At 39.2% G+C, this 18729-nt stretch carries 11 protein-coding genes; all 11 read right to left on the reverse strand.

What is annotated here, in order from left to right; translation table 11 throughout:
* Positions 1-55: 55 nt before the first annotated feature.
* Positions 56-1216: a hypothetical protein gene (locus tag FGM01_RS05050; RefSeq protein ID WP_143410030.1), complete on the reverse strand. Its 1161-nt coding sequence runs from the start codon at positions 1214-1216 to the stop codon at positions 56-58.
* Positions 1217-1227: 11 nt separating this feature from the next.
* Positions 1228-3768 carry a TonB-dependent receptor gene (locus FGM01_RS05055; RefSeq protein ID WP_143410031.1) on the reverse strand — a complete coding sequence of 847 codons (2541 nt, stop codon included), beginning with the start codon at positions 3766-3768 and terminating at the stop codon, positions 1228-1230.
* Positions 3769-4057: 289 nt separating this feature from the next.
* A complete protein-coding gene (locus FGM01_RS05060) occupies positions 4058-6805 on the reverse strand; it encodes a TonB-dependent receptor (protein WP_143410032.1) in 2748 nt (915 codons plus the stop codon).
* A gap of 186 nt (positions 6806-6991) precedes the next feature.
* A complete protein-coding gene (gene pgi / locus FGM01_RS05065; RefSeq protein ID WP_143410033.1) occupies positions 6992-8626 on the reverse strand; it encodes a glucose-6-phosphate isomerase in 1635 nt (544 codons plus the stop codon).
* Positions 8627-9862: a M23 family metallopeptidase gene (locus FGM01_RS05070; RefSeq protein ID WP_208012704.1), complete on the reverse strand. Its 1236-nt coding sequence runs from the start codon at positions 9860-9862 to the stop codon at positions 8627-8629.
* A 5-nt stretch (positions 9863-9867) separates the two neighbouring features.
* Positions 9868-10833 carry a tryptophan 2,3-dioxygenase family protein gene (locus FGM01_RS05075; RefSeq protein WP_143410034.1) on the reverse strand — a complete coding sequence of 322 codons (966 nt, stop codon included), beginning with the start codon at positions 10831-10833 and terminating at the stop codon, positions 9868-9870.
* Positions 10834-10835: 2 nt separating this feature from the next.
* Positions 10836-11612, reverse strand: coding sequence for a DUF3108 domain-containing protein (locus FGM01_RS05080; RefSeq protein ID WP_143410035.1), 777 nt, complete (start codon positions 11610-11612; stop codon positions 10836-10838).
* Between the two features lie 302 nt (positions 11613-11914).
* Positions 11915-13057, reverse strand: coding sequence for a 4-hydroxyphenylpyruvate dioxygenase (hppD, locus tag FGM01_RS05085; protein WP_143410036.1), 1143 nt, complete (start codon positions 13055-13057; stop codon positions 11915-11917).
* A gap of 101 nt (positions 13058-13158) precedes the next feature.
* Complete coding sequence (locus FGM01_RS05090) at positions 13159-14331, reverse strand: homogentisate 1,2-dioxygenase (protein WP_143410037.1); 1173 nt, start codon at positions 14329-14331, stop codon at positions 13159-13161.
* A 173-nt stretch (positions 14332-14504) separates the two neighbouring features.
* Positions 14505-16733 carry a patatin-like phospholipase family protein gene (locus tag FGM01_RS05095; protein ID WP_143410038.1) on the reverse strand — a complete coding sequence of 743 codons (2229 nt, stop codon included), beginning with the start codon at positions 16731-16733 and terminating at the stop codon, positions 14505-14507.
* Complete coding sequence (gene uvrC / locus FGM01_RS05100; protein ID WP_143410039.1) at positions 16734-18527, reverse strand: excinuclease ABC subunit UvrC; 1794 nt, start codon at positions 18525-18527, stop codon at positions 16734-16736.
* Positions 18528-18729 lie beyond the last annotated feature (202 nt).

Raw genomic sequence — 18729 nt, forward strand, 5'->3', positions numbered from 1 at the left:
CCTCCCGGACTTTAACGTTCAGGAGGTTTTTATTAATGATATTCAGGATAATAGACTATTCCTGGTAGATCCATACACCACCCTCTTTGATAAGGTAAAGTGTTTCAGATACTGTTGAACCTACATAAGTATCAAATGTAACTTCATATTTCTGACCATCTTCAGCAGAAGGCATCATTCTGTCTAGAAGGAAATTCATAGCTTCAAGCAGCATAGTATCATTCCAGTAATTGTCACTGGTAGATCTTCTGTCAAAACTGCTAAAGTAAGCCACGTTATCTCCCGGACCAGGATACTCTTCGATAAATTCATTTCCAATTAATCCGTAATCTGAACTATCGAAAGTATACTTAATAGTATTATCTGGAACCCAGGTAGTACCATCATGACCAAACTGAAGTGATTCATTTATCACATTATTATAAACAGCCCATGTAGAACCATCATAAACGAAATACTTTACATAGCTGTAAGTAGTTCTGTCATCGGTTTTACCGTCACCATCTACATCATCTACATCTGTAGTGTAAAGTTTGTACATGATAGAAGTGATGTCTCCATTTTTAGGATTACCATACTTCATTTTCTCATTAAGGAAAATAGGTAATTTAGCTTCTGCCTCATCCTCGCTTGAGAAATTAGGGTAGCTTTCGCCCATAGCTTCGTATTCATCATCTGTAAGACCAGGAATCATCATCCACTCTCCATTCAATAAAAGGAAACCGTTGTTTACTTCTGAAAGACCTCCATCATAATAGTCGTAGGTAAGAGAAACCAAAGTTCTATTTTCAGCATCTGCAAACTTATCCTCGATAAGATCCATTACCTGCCATTGTCTGTCGAAACTGGCATACTGGTCATCACCGTACTGCTCGTAATCTTCGTTAGTTACCTCATAAACGATAAGGCTTCTCTCATCTCTTTTAGGAGCATATAACTTGAAAGTTACATTAGCCAGAGATCCTTTACCCCATACAGGGTATTTGTTACTTAATAGACCAGGAATCATTTCTTTAGCATCATCAAGATTGCTGAAGTTTCCATAAGAAAGGTCTAATGCATCGTAATCCTCATCTGTAAGAGTATAGTCTACAACGCCTTCGATGCTTTGAGCTTCAAGGTTTGCATCTATTTCATCATGAATGTCTTCCATTGGCTCACAGCTGGTAAAAGCAAGGCCAACGAACATCATTAGAAAGTATATTGACTTTTTCATTTTATTATGTTTTAGAAATTAAGTTTTGCTCCAATAGTATATGTTCTTCCGAAACCGTACCATACAAGAGCTTCCTGAGCTGTTGAGTTTCCTCTGTCACGAGCATCAGCGATATATTCAGTATCCAACAGGTTGTTCACGTTACCGTTTAAAGTAGCACGAAGCGATCCTATATCAAATCCATAAGTAAGACCTGCGTCAAGTAGACCGTAAGCAGGAGCTTCCCATGCCTGTCCCTGATCTGCATCTGATCTTCCGTTAGGATCGAAATCTGCATAGTAATTATCGTAGAAGTTATAATCTAAACGTAGTTTTACGTCTTCGATCACTTCATAGTTAGCTCCCAAAGCGAATGTTGTTTGAGCAGCATCACCTACTTTAAGATCCTCGATGAAAAGGTTCACTGTACGAACAAGGTTTTGCTCTTCGTCGAATACCTGAACATCTGTTACATTGTTAGCCCATCTCCAGTCTCCAATAGAAGCCATACCTGTTAAAGTAAGCTCATCGAATGGACGGTAAGAGAAGTCTACCTCGATACCCTGGTGAAGTGCATTAACACCTAAAATGTTTGCAGATCCAAAAGTTCCATCCTGGTTTCTGAAAGATTGCGTAAGAGTTCTGTCATCCCACTGAGTTCTGTAAAGGTTTACATTAGCTCTGAAGTTTTCAGCACGGTAACCGTAACCTAGCTCAGCACTAAAGATCTTTTGATTTTCAGCATCAGCGTTGATGTCATTCTGGAAATTAAGGAATACTGCATTAAAAAATGGAGCCTTCTCAAAATATCCAACGTTAGCGAATACGTTATGGTGAGCATCCAGGTTGTAGTTAGCACCACCTTTTGCGCTATATCCAAAGAAATTCTGGAAATCTGTTTCCTGAAGAGGATCACTATCAAGATAGTTGAAGTAATCGATTCTCTTATAAGAAGTATTTGAAGCAGCAAGAGCAACAAAAGCAGAAAGGTCATTTTTAGAATACTCTAACTGAGTGAATACACCTTCCCAAAGAACGATACCATCATTCCAGTAAGAGATCTTATCTCCTACCATTGCAGGATTGTTAAGATCGTTTTCGTTACTATCGTCATCAAGGAAATAAGAACCACCTAGAAGATCTGTAACTTCCTGGAAGTGTTTTCCTTTATAATATCTAAGATCTACACCACCAATTAATTCAATATCGTCAGTGATTGCAGTAGATAGAGTAGATAAAGCTCCGTACCAGTTGTGATCGTTACGTGATGCTCTTAAAATAGTTTCAGAACCTAAAGCTCCTCTTTCTACGTTCTCGTCTACGATAAGATCAAGATTCACAGGCTCTAAATATCCATCACGGTATTCAGAATCCAAACCAAATTTGTTTACACCTGCAAAACCTCCACCACCTCCGGTACCGAAAGAAGCGTATACTGCAGTAGAAAGATTTGTTTTTTCAGAAATATCCCAGAAGTGATTAAGAGACATTTGTGGCTTGTGGTAGAAGTTATCTTCTATATGAGTAACCTGACCGTTCTGGAATCCCCAGTCACGGTTAAATTTAATTCCTCTTTCACTTTCTCTGAAAGTTGAGATTAATTCTCTGTTCTGACGCTGACCGTGTCTCTGTGGAGCACCAAAAGCAGTAAAAGATAATTCATGATCTTCGCCAAATTGTTTTGCGAAGTTAATGAAGTAAGAGTATCCTTCGAATTCAGTCCCGTCTACAAAACCATTACCTGTAGTTCTTGAAGCAGAAACTGTAGCAGCTACTCCGTTATCAAGCAATCCTGTAGAAACGGTAGCACCATACTTAGTGTAACCATCGTTACCAGTAGTCATAAGTACATTCCCTCCAACTTCAGCATCTGTAGTTTTAGTAAGGATGTTAACAGTACCACCAATAGAAGGTACAGCAAGTTTAGAAGCACCAAGACCTCTTTGAACCTGCATAGAACGGGTTACGTCTGAAAGACCAGCCCAGTTACTCCAGTATACACGACCGTTTTCCATGTCGTTTACCGGTACACCATTGATCATTACCGCAATGTTCTCTGAGTTGAATCCACGAAGTCTTAACTGCGCATCTCCAAATCCACCACCAGCTTTAGTAGCATAGATACCAGGTGTAGATTTTAAGATCTCCGGGAATTCCTGGTTACCAAGTTTAGTTTCGATGTCGGCAGCTTTGATAGTAGAAACAGCTACTGGGGTCTTACGGTCTATCGCAAGAGAGTAACTTGTAACCACGATCTCATCTAGCGCATCTGCGTCTGGCGTAAGAACGATTTGTCCTAAATCCTGAGTAGCTCCATTTGCTACAGAGAAATTTAGAGTTTTAGCTTCGTAACCAACGAAACTAATTTCGATAGTTCCTTTTGCCTTGTTTACCTTAAGACTAAATTCACCATCAAAATTTGTAGTAGTACCATTGTTTGTTCCTGGCACCATTACAGTAGCTCCAGGAAGTGGTCCATCCATTTCAGAATCGATTACCGTTCCGGTAACAGTTCCCTGAGCAAAAATCGTAGCAGATGCAAAGAACATCGCTAGGAATAATAATTTCCTCATTGTGTTATTGTTTGTGTTTGATTAAAATTCGGTGCAAAAAAAAGCAATTCTTACATAATAACCATTATCTAAATGTTAAGAGTTTTAACTTTTTACGATTTAAAAAGACCATTTTTAGCAGTTTTAACAAGACAAACCGAAGAATTTCCTACAAAAATTATTACAATATTCTGATTTACAGGATGTTATGCATGCATAGTAAACACGCTTTTATTGTTAATAAATTTTCCACAAAAAAGCCCGGATGAAATCATCCGGGCTTATAAATTTTGATTTAAGTATCTAAAAACTAGAAGTTATACCTCAGCATTAAGTTCCAGGTTCTACCCCAGCCAAAGAATACCCTGTTGGAAGTATTTATCCCGTCGTAAGTTGGGTCTCCGGGACTGGCAAACCTGTTGGTATCGGCCTCTGATATATAAATCTTATCGGTCACATTATTCACATTTACTCTAAAACTAAGAGAAGTATCGGTGAAATCTAACCTGTATCCCGCACCCACATCCAGCAAACCAAAGGAAGGCAATTCCAATGCTTTAAAATCTGTATCTCCAAAAGCATCTGTAGCATCAAAATCTGCATAAAGATTATCTGCAAACCTGTAAGTAGCGTCTACATCCAAACCAGATATAATCTCATAATCTGCTCCCAGACTGGCAGTAAACTGCGCGGCATCACCCACTTTCACACCATCAAGTTCAAGAATGGCCGTTTCAGGATTTCCATTTTCATCCAGGATAGGCGCCTGGTCATTATCAAAGAATGAAGCTTCCACATCACCGTCGAATTCCCAATTCCCAATAGAAAGCATACCGGTAATTTTAAACTGATCTGTCACTCTCGCCACAGCATCAACCTCGATTCCCGTATGCACCTGTTTTATACCTAACAAGTTAGCAGTACCTCTCACCTCATTTGGTTCCCCGGCATTAAAAGTAGCACCTACACTTTCAAATCTGTCTTCCCAACTGGTTCTGTAAAGGTTAACATTGGCCCTTAAAAAACTGGATCTGAAACCATAACCAAGTTCAGTACCTATTACCGTCTCATTAGTAAGATCTGGATTCACGGTATTGCTAAAATTGATAAACACCGCATCGAACAATGGTTGCTTGGAGTAATAACCGGCATTGGCAAATACATTATGGTTTTCATTAATGTTCCAGTTCACACCACCTTTAATATTACCCCCAAGAATATTTTCAAAATCTGTTTTTTCAGGAGGTACCTCTCCGAATAATTCCTCTCTGGCAAAACCCTGATTAGATAATGAACCCTGAACGAAAGCCGAGATCTCATCTCCTACATATTCCAGCTGCCCGAATACCCCGGCCCAGTTCACATAACCAATATTATAGTAGTCTATCTTTTGTTCCTCATCGATATCAGCAAAAACCCACCAGGGCTGGTCTGCATCATAAGTTTCCCTGAAAATATTGGTCTGGCTGTCATCATCTGTAGGATTATTTCTATCATCGGTTTGCTGATAAGCATCCCCGCCTAATAGATCATTTACCCTGCGATAATGAAAACCCTTGTAATTCCTAAGGTCGATACCCACATCCAGAGTCAGGGTTTCAGATAATTCATTGCTTAAATTTGCCAGGATACCGTACCAGTTATGTGAATTTATGGATGCTCTCCTGGTAATTCCATTGGTATTTAATTCATTATCGTTCCTGTCACTGTTATTTAAGAACAGTCCATCAATTCTTTCCCTGGGCTGATCGCTAAAATCTGGCACCAACTGACCACTGTTATAAGCGATAATATCATCAACTCTTACCAATCCATCTTCAGATCTAGGTAATTGAAACTGACGCTGACCATTGATCTCTCCTATTTCACCGGTTCCACCACCACGCCCAAAGGACGCGTAGGCCGATGTTGATAATTTAGAAACACTATTTATATCCCAGTCCCAATTCAATGAAATAATGGGTTTATGGTAAAAATTACGTCTGAAGTTAAATTCTTCGCCGTTTCTAAGTCCCCAGTCACTATTATATTTAATGTCTGGCTCTCCTGCTTCATCACTATACCTGATATAATCCCTGATAGAAGGAGCGAAAGATCTCTGGTGGTGCCACTGTGGCGCTCCGGTTACCGTGAATTGAAAATCATGATCATCATTAGGCCTGAAGCCCAGACCGAAATAATAGTTATAACCTTCGAACTCGGTTCCATCTACATAACCATCTCCACTGGTTCTACTTAATAATGCCGTAGCAGAAAATCCGCTATCCATTAATCCGGTGTTATAGGATGCAATGGTCTTTATATATGAATCATTACCTATACCCTGGGAAATAAATCCACCTTCATTTCTTTCTGCAGACCTGGTCACCACGTTAATGGTACCACCTACAGAGGAGACCGCGAGCTTGGAAGAACCAAGACCTCGCTGCACCTGGATGGCAGTAGCCACATCACTAAGACCCGCCCAGTTACTCCAGAATATCAAACCGTTTTCCATATCATTTACCGGTACACCGTTGATCATAACCGCTGAGTTTTGCGTATCAAAACCACGAATATTTATCCTGGCATCCCCGAATCCCCCACCTTGTTTGGTAGCATAGATCGAAGGAGTGGTACTTAATATTTCAGGGAATTCCTGGTTACCGAGTTTTTCCTGGATCTCTTCCATTTTTATGGTAGAAACTGCCACCGGAGTTTGCCGGTCTTTCGCAAGGTCGGCAATACTGGTGATAACCACTTCGGCCAGGGCATTGGCATCAGGATTAAGAAGGATCTGTCCCAGATCTACCGTGCCGCCCTGGGGAACATTGAACTGTACGGTTTTAGGCTCGTAACCTACAAAACTAATCCGGATCTTTCCCGTAGAACTTTCAACCTGGAGACTAAAATTCCCGTCGAAATCTGTCATCGCGCCTTGTTGTGTGCCAACCACCATGACATTGGCACCCGGCAGGGGGCCATCCATTTCGGGATCCATAACCTTACCGGTAATGGTTCCCTGAGCAAATACTGAAGCCGATGCAAGAAACATCGCGTAGAGTAGAAATTTTTTCATAGTTAGAAATTTGTTGTTTTTATCTAAAAATCGCTATAAAAAAAGCCAATTTTGAATCTTAAAAAATTAGGGAAATGTTAAGATTCAAAAATTTAACTTTTGTCTGATATCAAATTACAACAAAAAAATAAGCGCCTGATAACAAGCGCTTTAAACTACGAACAGGTTTTTAACAACCGGTCTTATTTATTTTTTCAGATAAAATTCCAGCAACTTTTTAGTGGAAGAATCGTGGTTGATTACTGAATTTGTTGAGAATTCTGCAAGGATCTTATTGGCTAGTTGTTTTCCCAATTCTACCCCCCACTGGTCATAACTGAAAATATTCCAGATGATCCCCTGTACAAAAATTTTATGCTCATATAGCGCAATAAGCTTCCCCATACTCTCCGGAGTAAGTTGATCTATTAAGATAGTATTTGTAGGGTTATTCCCCTCAAAGACCTTAAAAGCACTAATCCTGTCAATTTCCTGCTGGCTAAATCCTTTTGATTTTAACTCTTCTTCTACCTCCTCTGCATTTTTTCCATGCAATAAAGCTTCAGTCTGGGCAAAGTAATTGGCCATTAACTGATCCTGATGGGCATTATTTCCAAATAAGGATCTCTTAAAACCAATAAAATCTGCCGGGATCAATTTTGTTCCCTGATGTATCAGCTGGAAAAATGCATGTTGAGAATTAGTTCCCGGTTCACCCCAGATGATGGTACCGGTTTCATAATTCACTTTATTCCCGTTACGATCCACACTCTTACCGTTACTCTCCATAATAGCCTGTTGCAAATATGAAGGGAATTTGTGCAGATATTGCGAATAAGGGATCACCGCTTCACTTTCTGCCTTAAAGAAATTATTATACCATATGGTTAACAAAGCTAATTGCACAGGGAGGTTTTCCTTAAATGGCGTTAATCTAAAGTGATCATCCATTTTACGGGCTCCTTCAAGTAACGATGTGAAATTATCATAGCCTATAGCCAGGCTTATTGAAAGACCAACGGCACTCCACAGCGAGAATCTACCTCCAACCCAGTCCCACATCGGGAAAATATTATCAGGATCTATTCCAAAGGCCTCTACTTTCTGCAGGTTGGTGGAAACCGCCACAAAATGTTTAGAAACTTCTTTTTCCGGGACAGATTTCAGGAACCATTCTCTTACCGTCGTAGCATTACTCAATGTCTCCATTGTGGTAAAGGTCTTAGACACTATCAGAAAAAGAGTGGTTTCAGGATTAAGATCTTTTATAGTTTCAAAAACATGATCTCCGTCTACATTAGATATAAAATGCAGGTTCAGGTGATTTTTATAGAACTCCAGGCTCTCGGTGACCATTACCGGTCCCAGGTCAGATCCTCCAATCCCGATATTCACCACGTCTGTGAATGCCTTGCCGGTATAGCCTCTTCTGGTTCCATTTATGATCTCATTACTAAAATCACGGATCCTGGCTTTTACTTCCTGAACTTCAGGAACTACATTTTCGCCTCTAACCTTGATATCTGCTGCCTTTTCTGCTCTAAGGGCAGTATGCAACACCGGGCGGTTTTCTGTCTGGTTAATAGAATCTCCTGTAAAGTAACTTTCAATTGCATCTTCAAGACCACATTCTTCAGCAAGCTTTAGGAGCAGGTTTTGAGTCTCTTCAGAAATTCTGTTTTTACTTATATCAACATAAAAATCTTCCCATGTAATGGTGAACTTATCAGCTCGATCTTCATCATTATTGAACATATTTCGCATATGCTCATTCTTTATTTCGCTAAAATGCGCCTCTAATTCCTTCCAGGCTTTCGTAGTGGTTGGATCTATATTCTTCATCTAAATGTTTTTGTAGGGTATCTGTTCTAATTCTTCCATTAAAGGCTGGATATAGGCAAAATATTCATCCTTAAGTCCATCTTCGATCTTCTTGGCAGAGGGTAAATTCTGTCTGAAAGGATCTACCTGCTTACCATTAACCCAAAATCTATAACAAACATGCGGACCGGTAGCCAGTCCTGTACTACCAACATAACCAATTACCTGACCCTGCTTCACGGTCTCCCCTTTTCTCACTGCTCTTTTTGTCATGTGAAGATACTGAGTTGTGTACTTATCATTATGGCGTACTTTCACGTAATTTCCGTTACCTGAAGTATATCCCGAAGCGATCACCCTTCCATTTGCTGTACTTACAATAGGGGTATTGTATGCTGCAGCATAATCTGTTCCTAAATGCGCCTTCCATCGTTTCTGTACCGGGTGAAAACGCCTTTTGGTAAATCGTGATGAAATCCTTGAATAATCCAGAGGTGCTTTAAGGAAGAAACTCTGTAAAGCTTTAGCCTCTTCATCATAGAAGCTGGCCTTCCCGGTTACGGTATCATTGAGATATCTAAAGGCATAGAAAGGTTTATCTGAATGTTTAAAAACAGCAGCGTCCACTTTCTCCACTCCAACGAAAACAGTATCATCGATGTATTTTTCATGATAGACCATTTTGAACTGGTCGCCCTTCTGAAGTTTGAAAAAATCTATGCTCCACTGGTAAATATTAGACAATTCATAGACCAGCAAATTGCTTAAACCCTGCGTTTCCATAGCTTCTGAAAGAGAAGACACGATTACCCCTGAAACCTCTCTCCTTTTTACGGTTACCGGTCTTTTTTTCTTCTCTGCATAGATGCTGTCGCCAATAGAAACCACCGTGTAGTTGATCTTATCGTTTTCATAAATAAAAAACTTCGGGGTTTTAGCAGAATCTTTTGCCTTGAGGATCACATATTTCTTCCCTGCAGTAATTCTTGCAGGATTGAAAGTATCCTTAACCTTATTTGAGATTTCAAATACTTTTCCATGATCCACGCCATTCTGGTCCATGATATAACCAAAACTATCACCGGGCTGGATAGTATCCTTTATAACTTCAAAATCATTAAGAACAAATCCGTATTCTTTCTCTATAGGAGGTAATTTTTCTTTTTTAACCTCGGTTTTTACAGCCTGGTCTTTCTTTTCGTCATTGCAGGCAAGGAATGCCAGCATCATCATTAACAATAAACCTAGTCTTTTCAATTTTTTTACTTTTTATTTTCAGTATTAAACGTATGGTTCACCCATTGCTTGCCCCAATTATTTTTTTCTTCGTCTGTCCACAAGTCGGGGAAAAAAGAGATTCTTTGAAAGCTTGGTGGCAGGAACTTCTTCCAGTTCGTACCGCCGGTTGCTTTAACAGTTTCCCTGTCTTTGCTCAAATATCTGTAAGCCGCTCCCATATGCATCAAAAGCCAGTTGATATTAACATTAACATCAAGATTTCGCATTGCCTTAATCAGCTCAGGATTATTGCGGTCATCCTCATGCATTTTTAAATACCTGTGGTAAACGGTATTTCCATAAACCCCATTGGCAATTCTCAAAAAACGGGGGGTGTATCTCTTTTCGAACTGTCTTAAAGTAAGCGTTTTCTCACCTGTTTTAAGATCTATTCCTCCTTTTTTCCAGTAGATGTTTTCATAGAGCTCTTCCGGGGTATTTTCTGCGGAATATCCTGAGCGAATATCTGAAGATACAAGATTCTCCAGCGGAGTTGAATAAAGTTCGATCATTCTAAACTGCGCAGATTGAAATCCACTTGCAGGCAGTAAGGCCATCCTGAATTTCAGGAATTGCTCTCTTTCCATTCCCTTGATCATCACATCAAATGAATCGATAAGAATTCTGAAATACCTGTTAATCCTGTTCAGTTTTTCAATGAAAAATGAAGCGGTAAGCGTATCACATTCAATGATCTGTTTTTGCTCGTGGATTATGAGTTTAAAATATAATTCTGTAATTTGATGATATGTGATAAAGATCATCTCATCAGGGAAGTGCGTATTTGTTTTTTGCAGACTTAATAATGTGTCTACTTCTATATAATCCCAGTAGGATAAATAACGGTCATAAAGCAGACCATCCAAATAGGACCCCATATCCTGTCCCGAATTTTTGAACTTTTCCTCAAGTTTAATAATTCGTTCTGCGATCTCGGGTTTAATTTCCATATTTAATTCATTAAAATACTAAACTGATGTTTAAGACCCTTATATGCTTCTAAATCTGCATCTAAGGACCCAACAGCCAGGTCTGCTTCTATTTTAACGGGAATTTTATTCTTATCGTCACTTATCCAGAAGGTTAAACTTTCTTTTTCTTTGAACACCCTGCCGGCAAGAACGTATGGTCTGAATTTAAGGGTAGCCACATTTCCAAATTTGGTTTTGATCACTTCCCTTCCCAGGAATACCAGCTTAAAATCAACACTTTCATCATCGATGAACATGTTTACCCGCATTTCTTCCCCGGGCTTCAATTTATCCCCGTCAATTTGGTTGCGAATATAATAAAATGCCGATAACATATCGTGCACATTATTGGGTACAGAGAAGCTACGTCGATTATTATTTTCGCGATTTAGCACATGAGCTCTGTTCTCCTTGTGATCAAAGTCTATTTCAAGGTCTTTGGTATATCCACCCTCATTTATTTTTCTGATAAATTTGTAAGGTTTCCCTGATTTTTTATCAATATACGTTTGGTAATCATCATCCACCTTAAAGAAAAGACTTAATAACCCCGTAGACTTCCCCCTTCCTTTTATATGGTATACCGGTTTGTTTTCCAGCCTGGTCTCATCCACCTCCAGGGTTGCATAGCTGGCATTAAAGATGCCATAGTGAATACGAAATTTAAACCATTCGCCTTCCTTATATGCCTTTTGGGAAAATAGCTGAGATGTGCTGAAGATGCAGCAAAGAATGGTAATTGCAAAGATTTTCTTCATAATAATAATTATCCTAACTGTCAGTATTTCTGGGGTTATAACACCTTTTACAATTACTATTCCAAAAGTATCAAAACAAAAAACCCCATCAAATTAATGACGGGGATTTTTATCTTATTAACCAACTAAAACTTAAATTATGAAAAAAATTTAATAATGATTTTTGGTAACCACTCCAAAAATGCGGTGCAAAAGTCTGATATTTCTATCTTACCCGCAATAGTAAAATTAAGTTTAACTAAATATTTATCTAATTGTCAACTTTTCAATTTACCCGCTTAAGTTTTAGCAATTTTTTAAATTTAATTTAATGTACCTCGCAAATCCTGCTCTCTTTCGATCGCTTCAAATAGAGCCTTGAAGTTTCCTTTTCCAAAGGACTGCGCTCCTTTTCTCTGAATTATTTCAAAAAACATGGTTGGTCTGTCCAATACAGGCTTCGTGAAAATCTGTAGAAGATATCCTTCATCATCACGATCTACCAGGACCCCAAGTTCTTTTAATGGCTCCAGTTCCTCGTCGATCTCTCCTACTCTATCCAGGAGATCATCATAGTAAGTTTCCGGCACATAAAGAAATTCTACTCCCCGATCCCTTAGTGCAGTAACGGTTTCAATAATATTATCTGTAGCCAGAGCAATATGTTGCACGCCGGCTCCATTATAAAAATCTATATATTCCTCGATCTGAGATTTTTTCTTTCCTTCAGCAGGCTCATTGATAGGGAATTTAATACGACCATTCCCGTTACTCATCACCTTACTCATCAAAGCGGTATAATCTGTAGAAATATCCTTATCATCAAAAGATACCAGCTGCGCGAATCCCATCACTTTCCCATAGAATTCCACCCATTTGTTCATTTCGTTCCAGCCAACATTTCCTACCATATGGTCGATAAACTTAAGACCTGTATCTGGTGATTTCGCTTTGGTATCATAAACTCTGTATCCCGGTAAAAAAGGCCCATCATACTCTCCCCTTTCCACAAAAAGGTGAATAGTTTCACCATAGGTATGAATTCCAGAGATCACCGCTTTTCCATTCTCATCTTCAATCTCGTAGGGCTCTACGTAGGACTTAGCACCTCTTTTAGTGGTCTCTTCGTAACTCTTCCTGGCATCATCCACCCAAAGAGCAACAAATTTAACCCCGTCACCATGCTTATTTATATGCTCGTTGATCTTACCATCTTTTTCCAGCGGCGATGTTAGAACGATCCTGATCTTTCCCTGTTGCATTACGTAAGATACGCTGTCCTTCTTTCCGGTTTCAAGCCCTGCATATGCTATTGGCTGAAATCCCCAGGCATGCTGATAGTAATAAGCTGCCTGCTTGGCATTACCTACATATAGTTCTACAAAGTCTGTTCCCAGTATGGGAAGAAAATCTTCTGCTTCAGGAACTACTTTCTCTAAATTTAATGATGTTTTATCTGTTGACATTTTATTTTATATTTTAAGGATTATTGATATTGTAAAATCTGAAGGTAATATCAAGATCTTACCACATCGCTCTATCCTGAGCTGATAAATCTTCTTTCATATTAATGATCATGCCCATCTTCTAACCAGGATTTATGGTAGCTTTCATCGGCTATCTCCATAGCATCCTCAGTTAACATTAATGGCTTAAAGGTATCCACCATTACTGCCAGCTCTTCTGTTTCCACCTGGCCAATACTTCTTTCTACCGCACCCGGGTGGGGTCCATGAGGTATCCCTGCGGGATGAAGCGAAATATGCCCCGCTTCGATATCATTCCTGCTCATAAAATCACCATCTACATAATACAAGACCTCATCACTGTCTATATTACTGTGGCTATATGGTGCCGGAATACTTTCAGGGTGATAATCATATTTACGAGGACAAAAGCTGCATACTACGAAGGCATCTGTCTCAAATGTCTGGTGTACTGGTGGTGGCTGATGTATCCTGCCGGTTATAGGCTCAAAATCGTGAATTGAAAAGGCATATGGATAATTATACCCATCATAGCCTACCACATCGAATGGATGCGTGGCATAGACCATATCAAAAATTTCTCCTTTTTTCTTGATCTTGATTAGAAAATCCCCTTTTTCATCATTTGTTTCCAGCTCGTATGGCTGCCTTAGATCACGTTCACAAAATGGAGAATGCTCCAGCAACTGCCCAAACCAGTTCCTGTATCTTTTTGGGGTATAGATAGGTCTTCTGGATTCCACTATAAACAGCCTGTTATTCTCGTCATCAAAATCTAATTTATAGATCGTACCCCTGGGGATCAATAGATAATCTCCATATTTAAAATCCAGATTTCCTAAATGTGTTCGCAGTTTACCACTTCCCTTATGAATAAAAAGAAGTTCGTCTGCATCTGAATTTTTATAGAAATAATCGTCTGTAGAACTTTGAGGGGATGCCAGGATAATATCACAATCTGCATTTGTCAATACCGGCTTCCTGCTTTTTAAATAATCTGGATGTGGAGTGACCTGGAAACCTTTCAACCTGTATGATTTCAGGTTATTTTCTATAGCGATCTTAGGTTTCACATCATAACTGCCTTTGATCTCTTTCACCTGGGTAGGTCTATGCTCATGATACAGATTTGAGGACATCCCGTCAAAACCTATTGTACCAAAAAGTTGCTCATAATATAGACTGCCATCTGGCTTTCTAAAAATGGTATGGCGTTTATGTGGAATTTTACCTAGTTTATGATAAAAAGGCATAAGCTTTTGTTTTTAATTCTCGTAAAATCCAGTATTTCTTTAAAGGATTAGGATTTTTTCGAGTTTATTTTTCGATTTATACAAATATCAAGAAAATTTAGCAAAACAATCTTAAAAACAGTCTAAAAACCATGCTGTAATAAGTGCGCTGGCCGTAACTAATCTTAATACTCTTAAAACCAGAATCCAAGACTGAAGAACCAGTAGCTTTCCCGGAGTTCAGGAGAGTATGTATACTTTGCTTCTAAAGGCCCCATAAAGGTATCGATCCCGTAACCCAGGGCATAACCAGTAAAGTCTGGAAGAGTGAACCAGTTTCCGGTGGAATATAAACGGTCTTCCACATTAGCGATATTCGCGCTGGCAATGAGGTGGTTTTTTCGCCATATCTGGTAATCGATCTCAAAAAGAGCTTTTATATAACTATCCCCCGAAAGGCTTAGAAAATCGTAACCATAAAATGGCTTAATATTATTAATAAAATCATTCCCGTAGCCACCCAGGAAAAAGTCAAGAACCTCTGTACCATCATTTCCAATTTTGAAACCTGTTTCAGAAGAAAGACGGGTAGTTAACTTTTTAAAGGGTGTAACCGCATATCCTATTGTTCCCCTGGCAATAGAGAATTCGGCAAAATTGTCATTAAAGTCTGAAGAATAAAGATACAGGTGAAAATCCCCGCTAAAGCTCACCCCCTTAGTGGGGAAATATTTATTGTCGTAGGAGTCATACTTTAAATATCCAAAGGCGCTGGCATAATTACTATTATCGAAAACCAACTCGCTATTCTGGTTATTGGGATCATTCACCGAGCTGCTGCTTAACTTCAAGTATTTATGTTCCAGCCCTGCACCAATTGAGAATACCTGTTGGAAAAGAGTTTCTACATAAAACTGGTTGGTGAAATCTTTCAAATTAATCTCCAGCTCGGCAATTGAAGATAAGCCTCCATCATTTTCACTTTGTCTTATATTCTCCAGCTTGACACCTTTTCCGAAGGTATTATATCTTGAATTTATCCCCACGCTCCAGTAATAACCTTTATCTATATAATAGTTAAAATTATACCTGAGATTATCACCTACGATCACATCGAGAGAAGCCACATCATTGGTGAAAAGCAAACTTTTCCTGGTTAGGTTGACTAAGGCACTACTTTTATATAGTTCGTCATAATGCAAACCAAGCCGCAATAACATCTTATTCTCACTCTCTTCGATCTGCATTGCCAGTGTATAATTACCTTTTTCGTCTACAGGCAGTAGTTGATAATTTATCCGGTCAAAATTCCCGGTCGCTGAAAGGTTATTAATACCAATATTCAGCTCATTAAAACCATAGGTTTTTTCATAGTTCAGTTTAAGTTTTCCCTGAACGTAAGCTTTAGGATAAGTACTGTTCCCTTCCAGCGTAAGGCCACTAATATTGAAAGTGTCAATCTTTTCAACCCTATCCCGCTGAAAATCTTCTGAGGTATTCCGGGCCAGATCCTTTATTTCTGTCAGCTTGCGTAAAGCTGCCACCTTACCTGAATCTATGATCGCATTTCCTTCTTCAAAAGACATTACCGTAAATGGTGAGATATCAGGTTTAATATAAATATCGGTTAAAGGGATCTTTTCTTTCATATCATTGATCGTCCTGAAATTGCTTATTTGGGTCATGATATCAAAAACGCCTTTTAACTTATCTCTTTTTACCAGGCTATCCTGTACATCAACCCCAATCACAATATCTGCACCTCTTCTGCGAAGTTCTTCAACAGGATAATTATTAGCAACCCCTCCATCGGTAAGCAACTGGTCATCAATTTTTATGGGACTTAGAATAGTGGGGATCGCTCCGCTGGCAGAAATTGCTTTTGCCAAAGATCCTTTATCAAGGATCACCGCCTCTCCCGTCTCCACATTGGCAGCCACGCAAAAGAATGGTATTTGAAGTTTACTAAAATCGTTGACATCACTTACATGTATCGTAAGCCGGGACATTAAATTATAGATATTCTGACCTTTAAAGAGGCCCGTTGGAAATGAAATATCAAAATTATCGAAAGGAAGGGTGATCGCGTATTTTTCAGAATCCTCTTTTTCGTAGAAGGTTTTTGCTCTTCTGGGGAGATCATCCTGGATAAGAATATCAAAATTTGTCTGGTTAAAAATGGAATCGAGTTCCCTGGCGGTATATCCAGAAGCATACAAACCACCAATGATCGCACCCATACTACTACCCCCTATATAGTCTATTTTTACACCCTGTTCTTCCAGAACTTTCAGCACGCCAATATGAGCCAGTCCTTTTGCTCCTCCTCCGCTTAGCACCAATCCAATTTTAGGCCCGGCATTCTCCTGGGCTATCCCTGGAAAGGTAAAACAAAGTAAAAGTAGAGCTAAAAGTTTTCGCATTTATTCTGTATGGTAATGATTGTATATAATTCCCGCCCGGGATGCACCTACCACTTCGCTAAGGTCTTTTATCGTGGCCTCTTTCACTCTTTTAAGTGATCTGAAATGCTTTAGTAATTCCACCACAGTTTTTTCCCCTATTCCCGGTATAGACTCCAGCTCTGTATTGAGGGCTGCCTTACTCCTTTTATTGCGGTGAAAGGTGATCCCGAATCTATGCGCCTCATTTCTTAACTGCTGAATGATCTTTAAGGTTTCCGATTTCTTGTCTAAATATAAAGGAATTGGATCTTCGGGGTAAAATATCTCCTCGAGTCGCTTCGCAATACCTATTATAGCGATCTTTCCCCTCAAACCCAGGTCATCAAGGGCTTTTACCCCGCTAGATAACTGTCCTTTACCACCATCTACGATAATAAGTTCCGGCAGATCTTCTCCTTCATTTAATAACCTGCGGTAGCGCCTGAAAACGACTTCCTCCATAGAAGCAAAATCGTCTGGTCCTTCAACGGTCTTAATATTGAATTTACGATAATCTTTTTTACTCGGCTTACCATTCTTAAATACTACGCAGGCAGCAACAGGATTACTCCCCTGAATATTGGAATTATCAAAGCACTCTATATGTCTTGGCTCTTTACTTAACCTAAGGTCCTCCTTCATTTGTGCCATTACCCGGTTAACATGCCGGTCTGGGTCTACGATCTTCATTTGCTTGAATCTTTCCTGACGGAAATACTTCGCATTTCTTTCAGAAAGTTCAACGATCTTCTTTTTATCACCAAGTTTTGGAACAGTGATCTTAAGGTCCTCACCCACATCTACCTTGAAAGGAACGTAAATTTCTTTAGAATTTGAGCTGAATCGTTGACGTATTTCTACAATAGCAAGTTCCAGGAGCTCATGATCACTTTCATCCAGCTTCTTCTTCATCTCGATGGTATGTGACCTTATAATGGCCCCATGGGAAAGCTGGAGAAAATTCACATAGCCATAACCTTCATCTGTAACTACTGAAAATACATCCACGTTATTGATCTTTGGATTCACCACCGTTGATTTTGCCTGGTAGTTTTCCAGCACATCGATCTTATTTTTAATTCGCTGGGCATCCTCAAATTCCATCTTCTCTGCATGCGCCTTCATTTGATTTCTGAAACGCTGTAAAGAGTCCTTGAAATTACCTTTTACGATCTGCCTGATGGCCTCGATATTTTCATTATACTCTTCTTCAGATTGCAAAGCCTCGCAGGGTCCCTTGCAATTGCCAAGATGATATTCCAGGCATAGTTTGAATTTTCCCTGCCTGATTTTGTCTTCTGCCAGATCATAATTACAGGTTCTTAACTTATACAGACCTTTAATTAAATCCAATAAGGTATTAACCGTTTTAAAACTGGTAAACGGTCCGTAATATTCGCTGCCATCCTTAATCAATCTCCGGGTAGGGAAAACCCTGGGGAACCGCTCATTTTTAATGCATATCCAGGGATAAGTCTTGTCATCCTTTAGCATCACATTGAAACGAGGTTGCAGCTTCTTTATAAGATTATTTTCGAGTAAAAGAGCATCGGTCTCAGAGGCAACCACGATATGCCTTATTTCGCGAATTTTCTTGACCATAACCCCAATACGGTGGCTATCGTGATTCTTATTAAAATATGAGGTTACTCGTTTCTTAAGATTTTTGGCCTTGCCAACATAAAGTATCTTCCCATTCTTATCGAAATATTGATAAACTCCCGGGCTGTTGGGCAAAGTTTTTAATTGAACTTCCAGAGCAGGTTTTTCCATTACTCCAAATTTAAAATTTAATTGACAGTCTACTTCGTTTTTTGGCGTATAAAATTTTACAGCTATCTGCCCTTAAAATCCAGTAGCCACGTTTTAATTTTGCACCTTTTTACCAATTCAGAAAAGCTCTTCCGGCTCCCTCTCTGGCAGATTCCAGTTATTTCAAAAAATTCTGAAGCATACTTTTTTTGAAATTAGAAAA

The organism is Christiangramia sabulilitoris, from assembly GCF_007050985.1.
GTDB classification, from domain to species: domain Bacteria; phylum Bacteroidota; class Bacteroidia; order Flavobacteriales; family Flavobacteriaceae; genus Christiangramia; species Christiangramia sabulilitoris.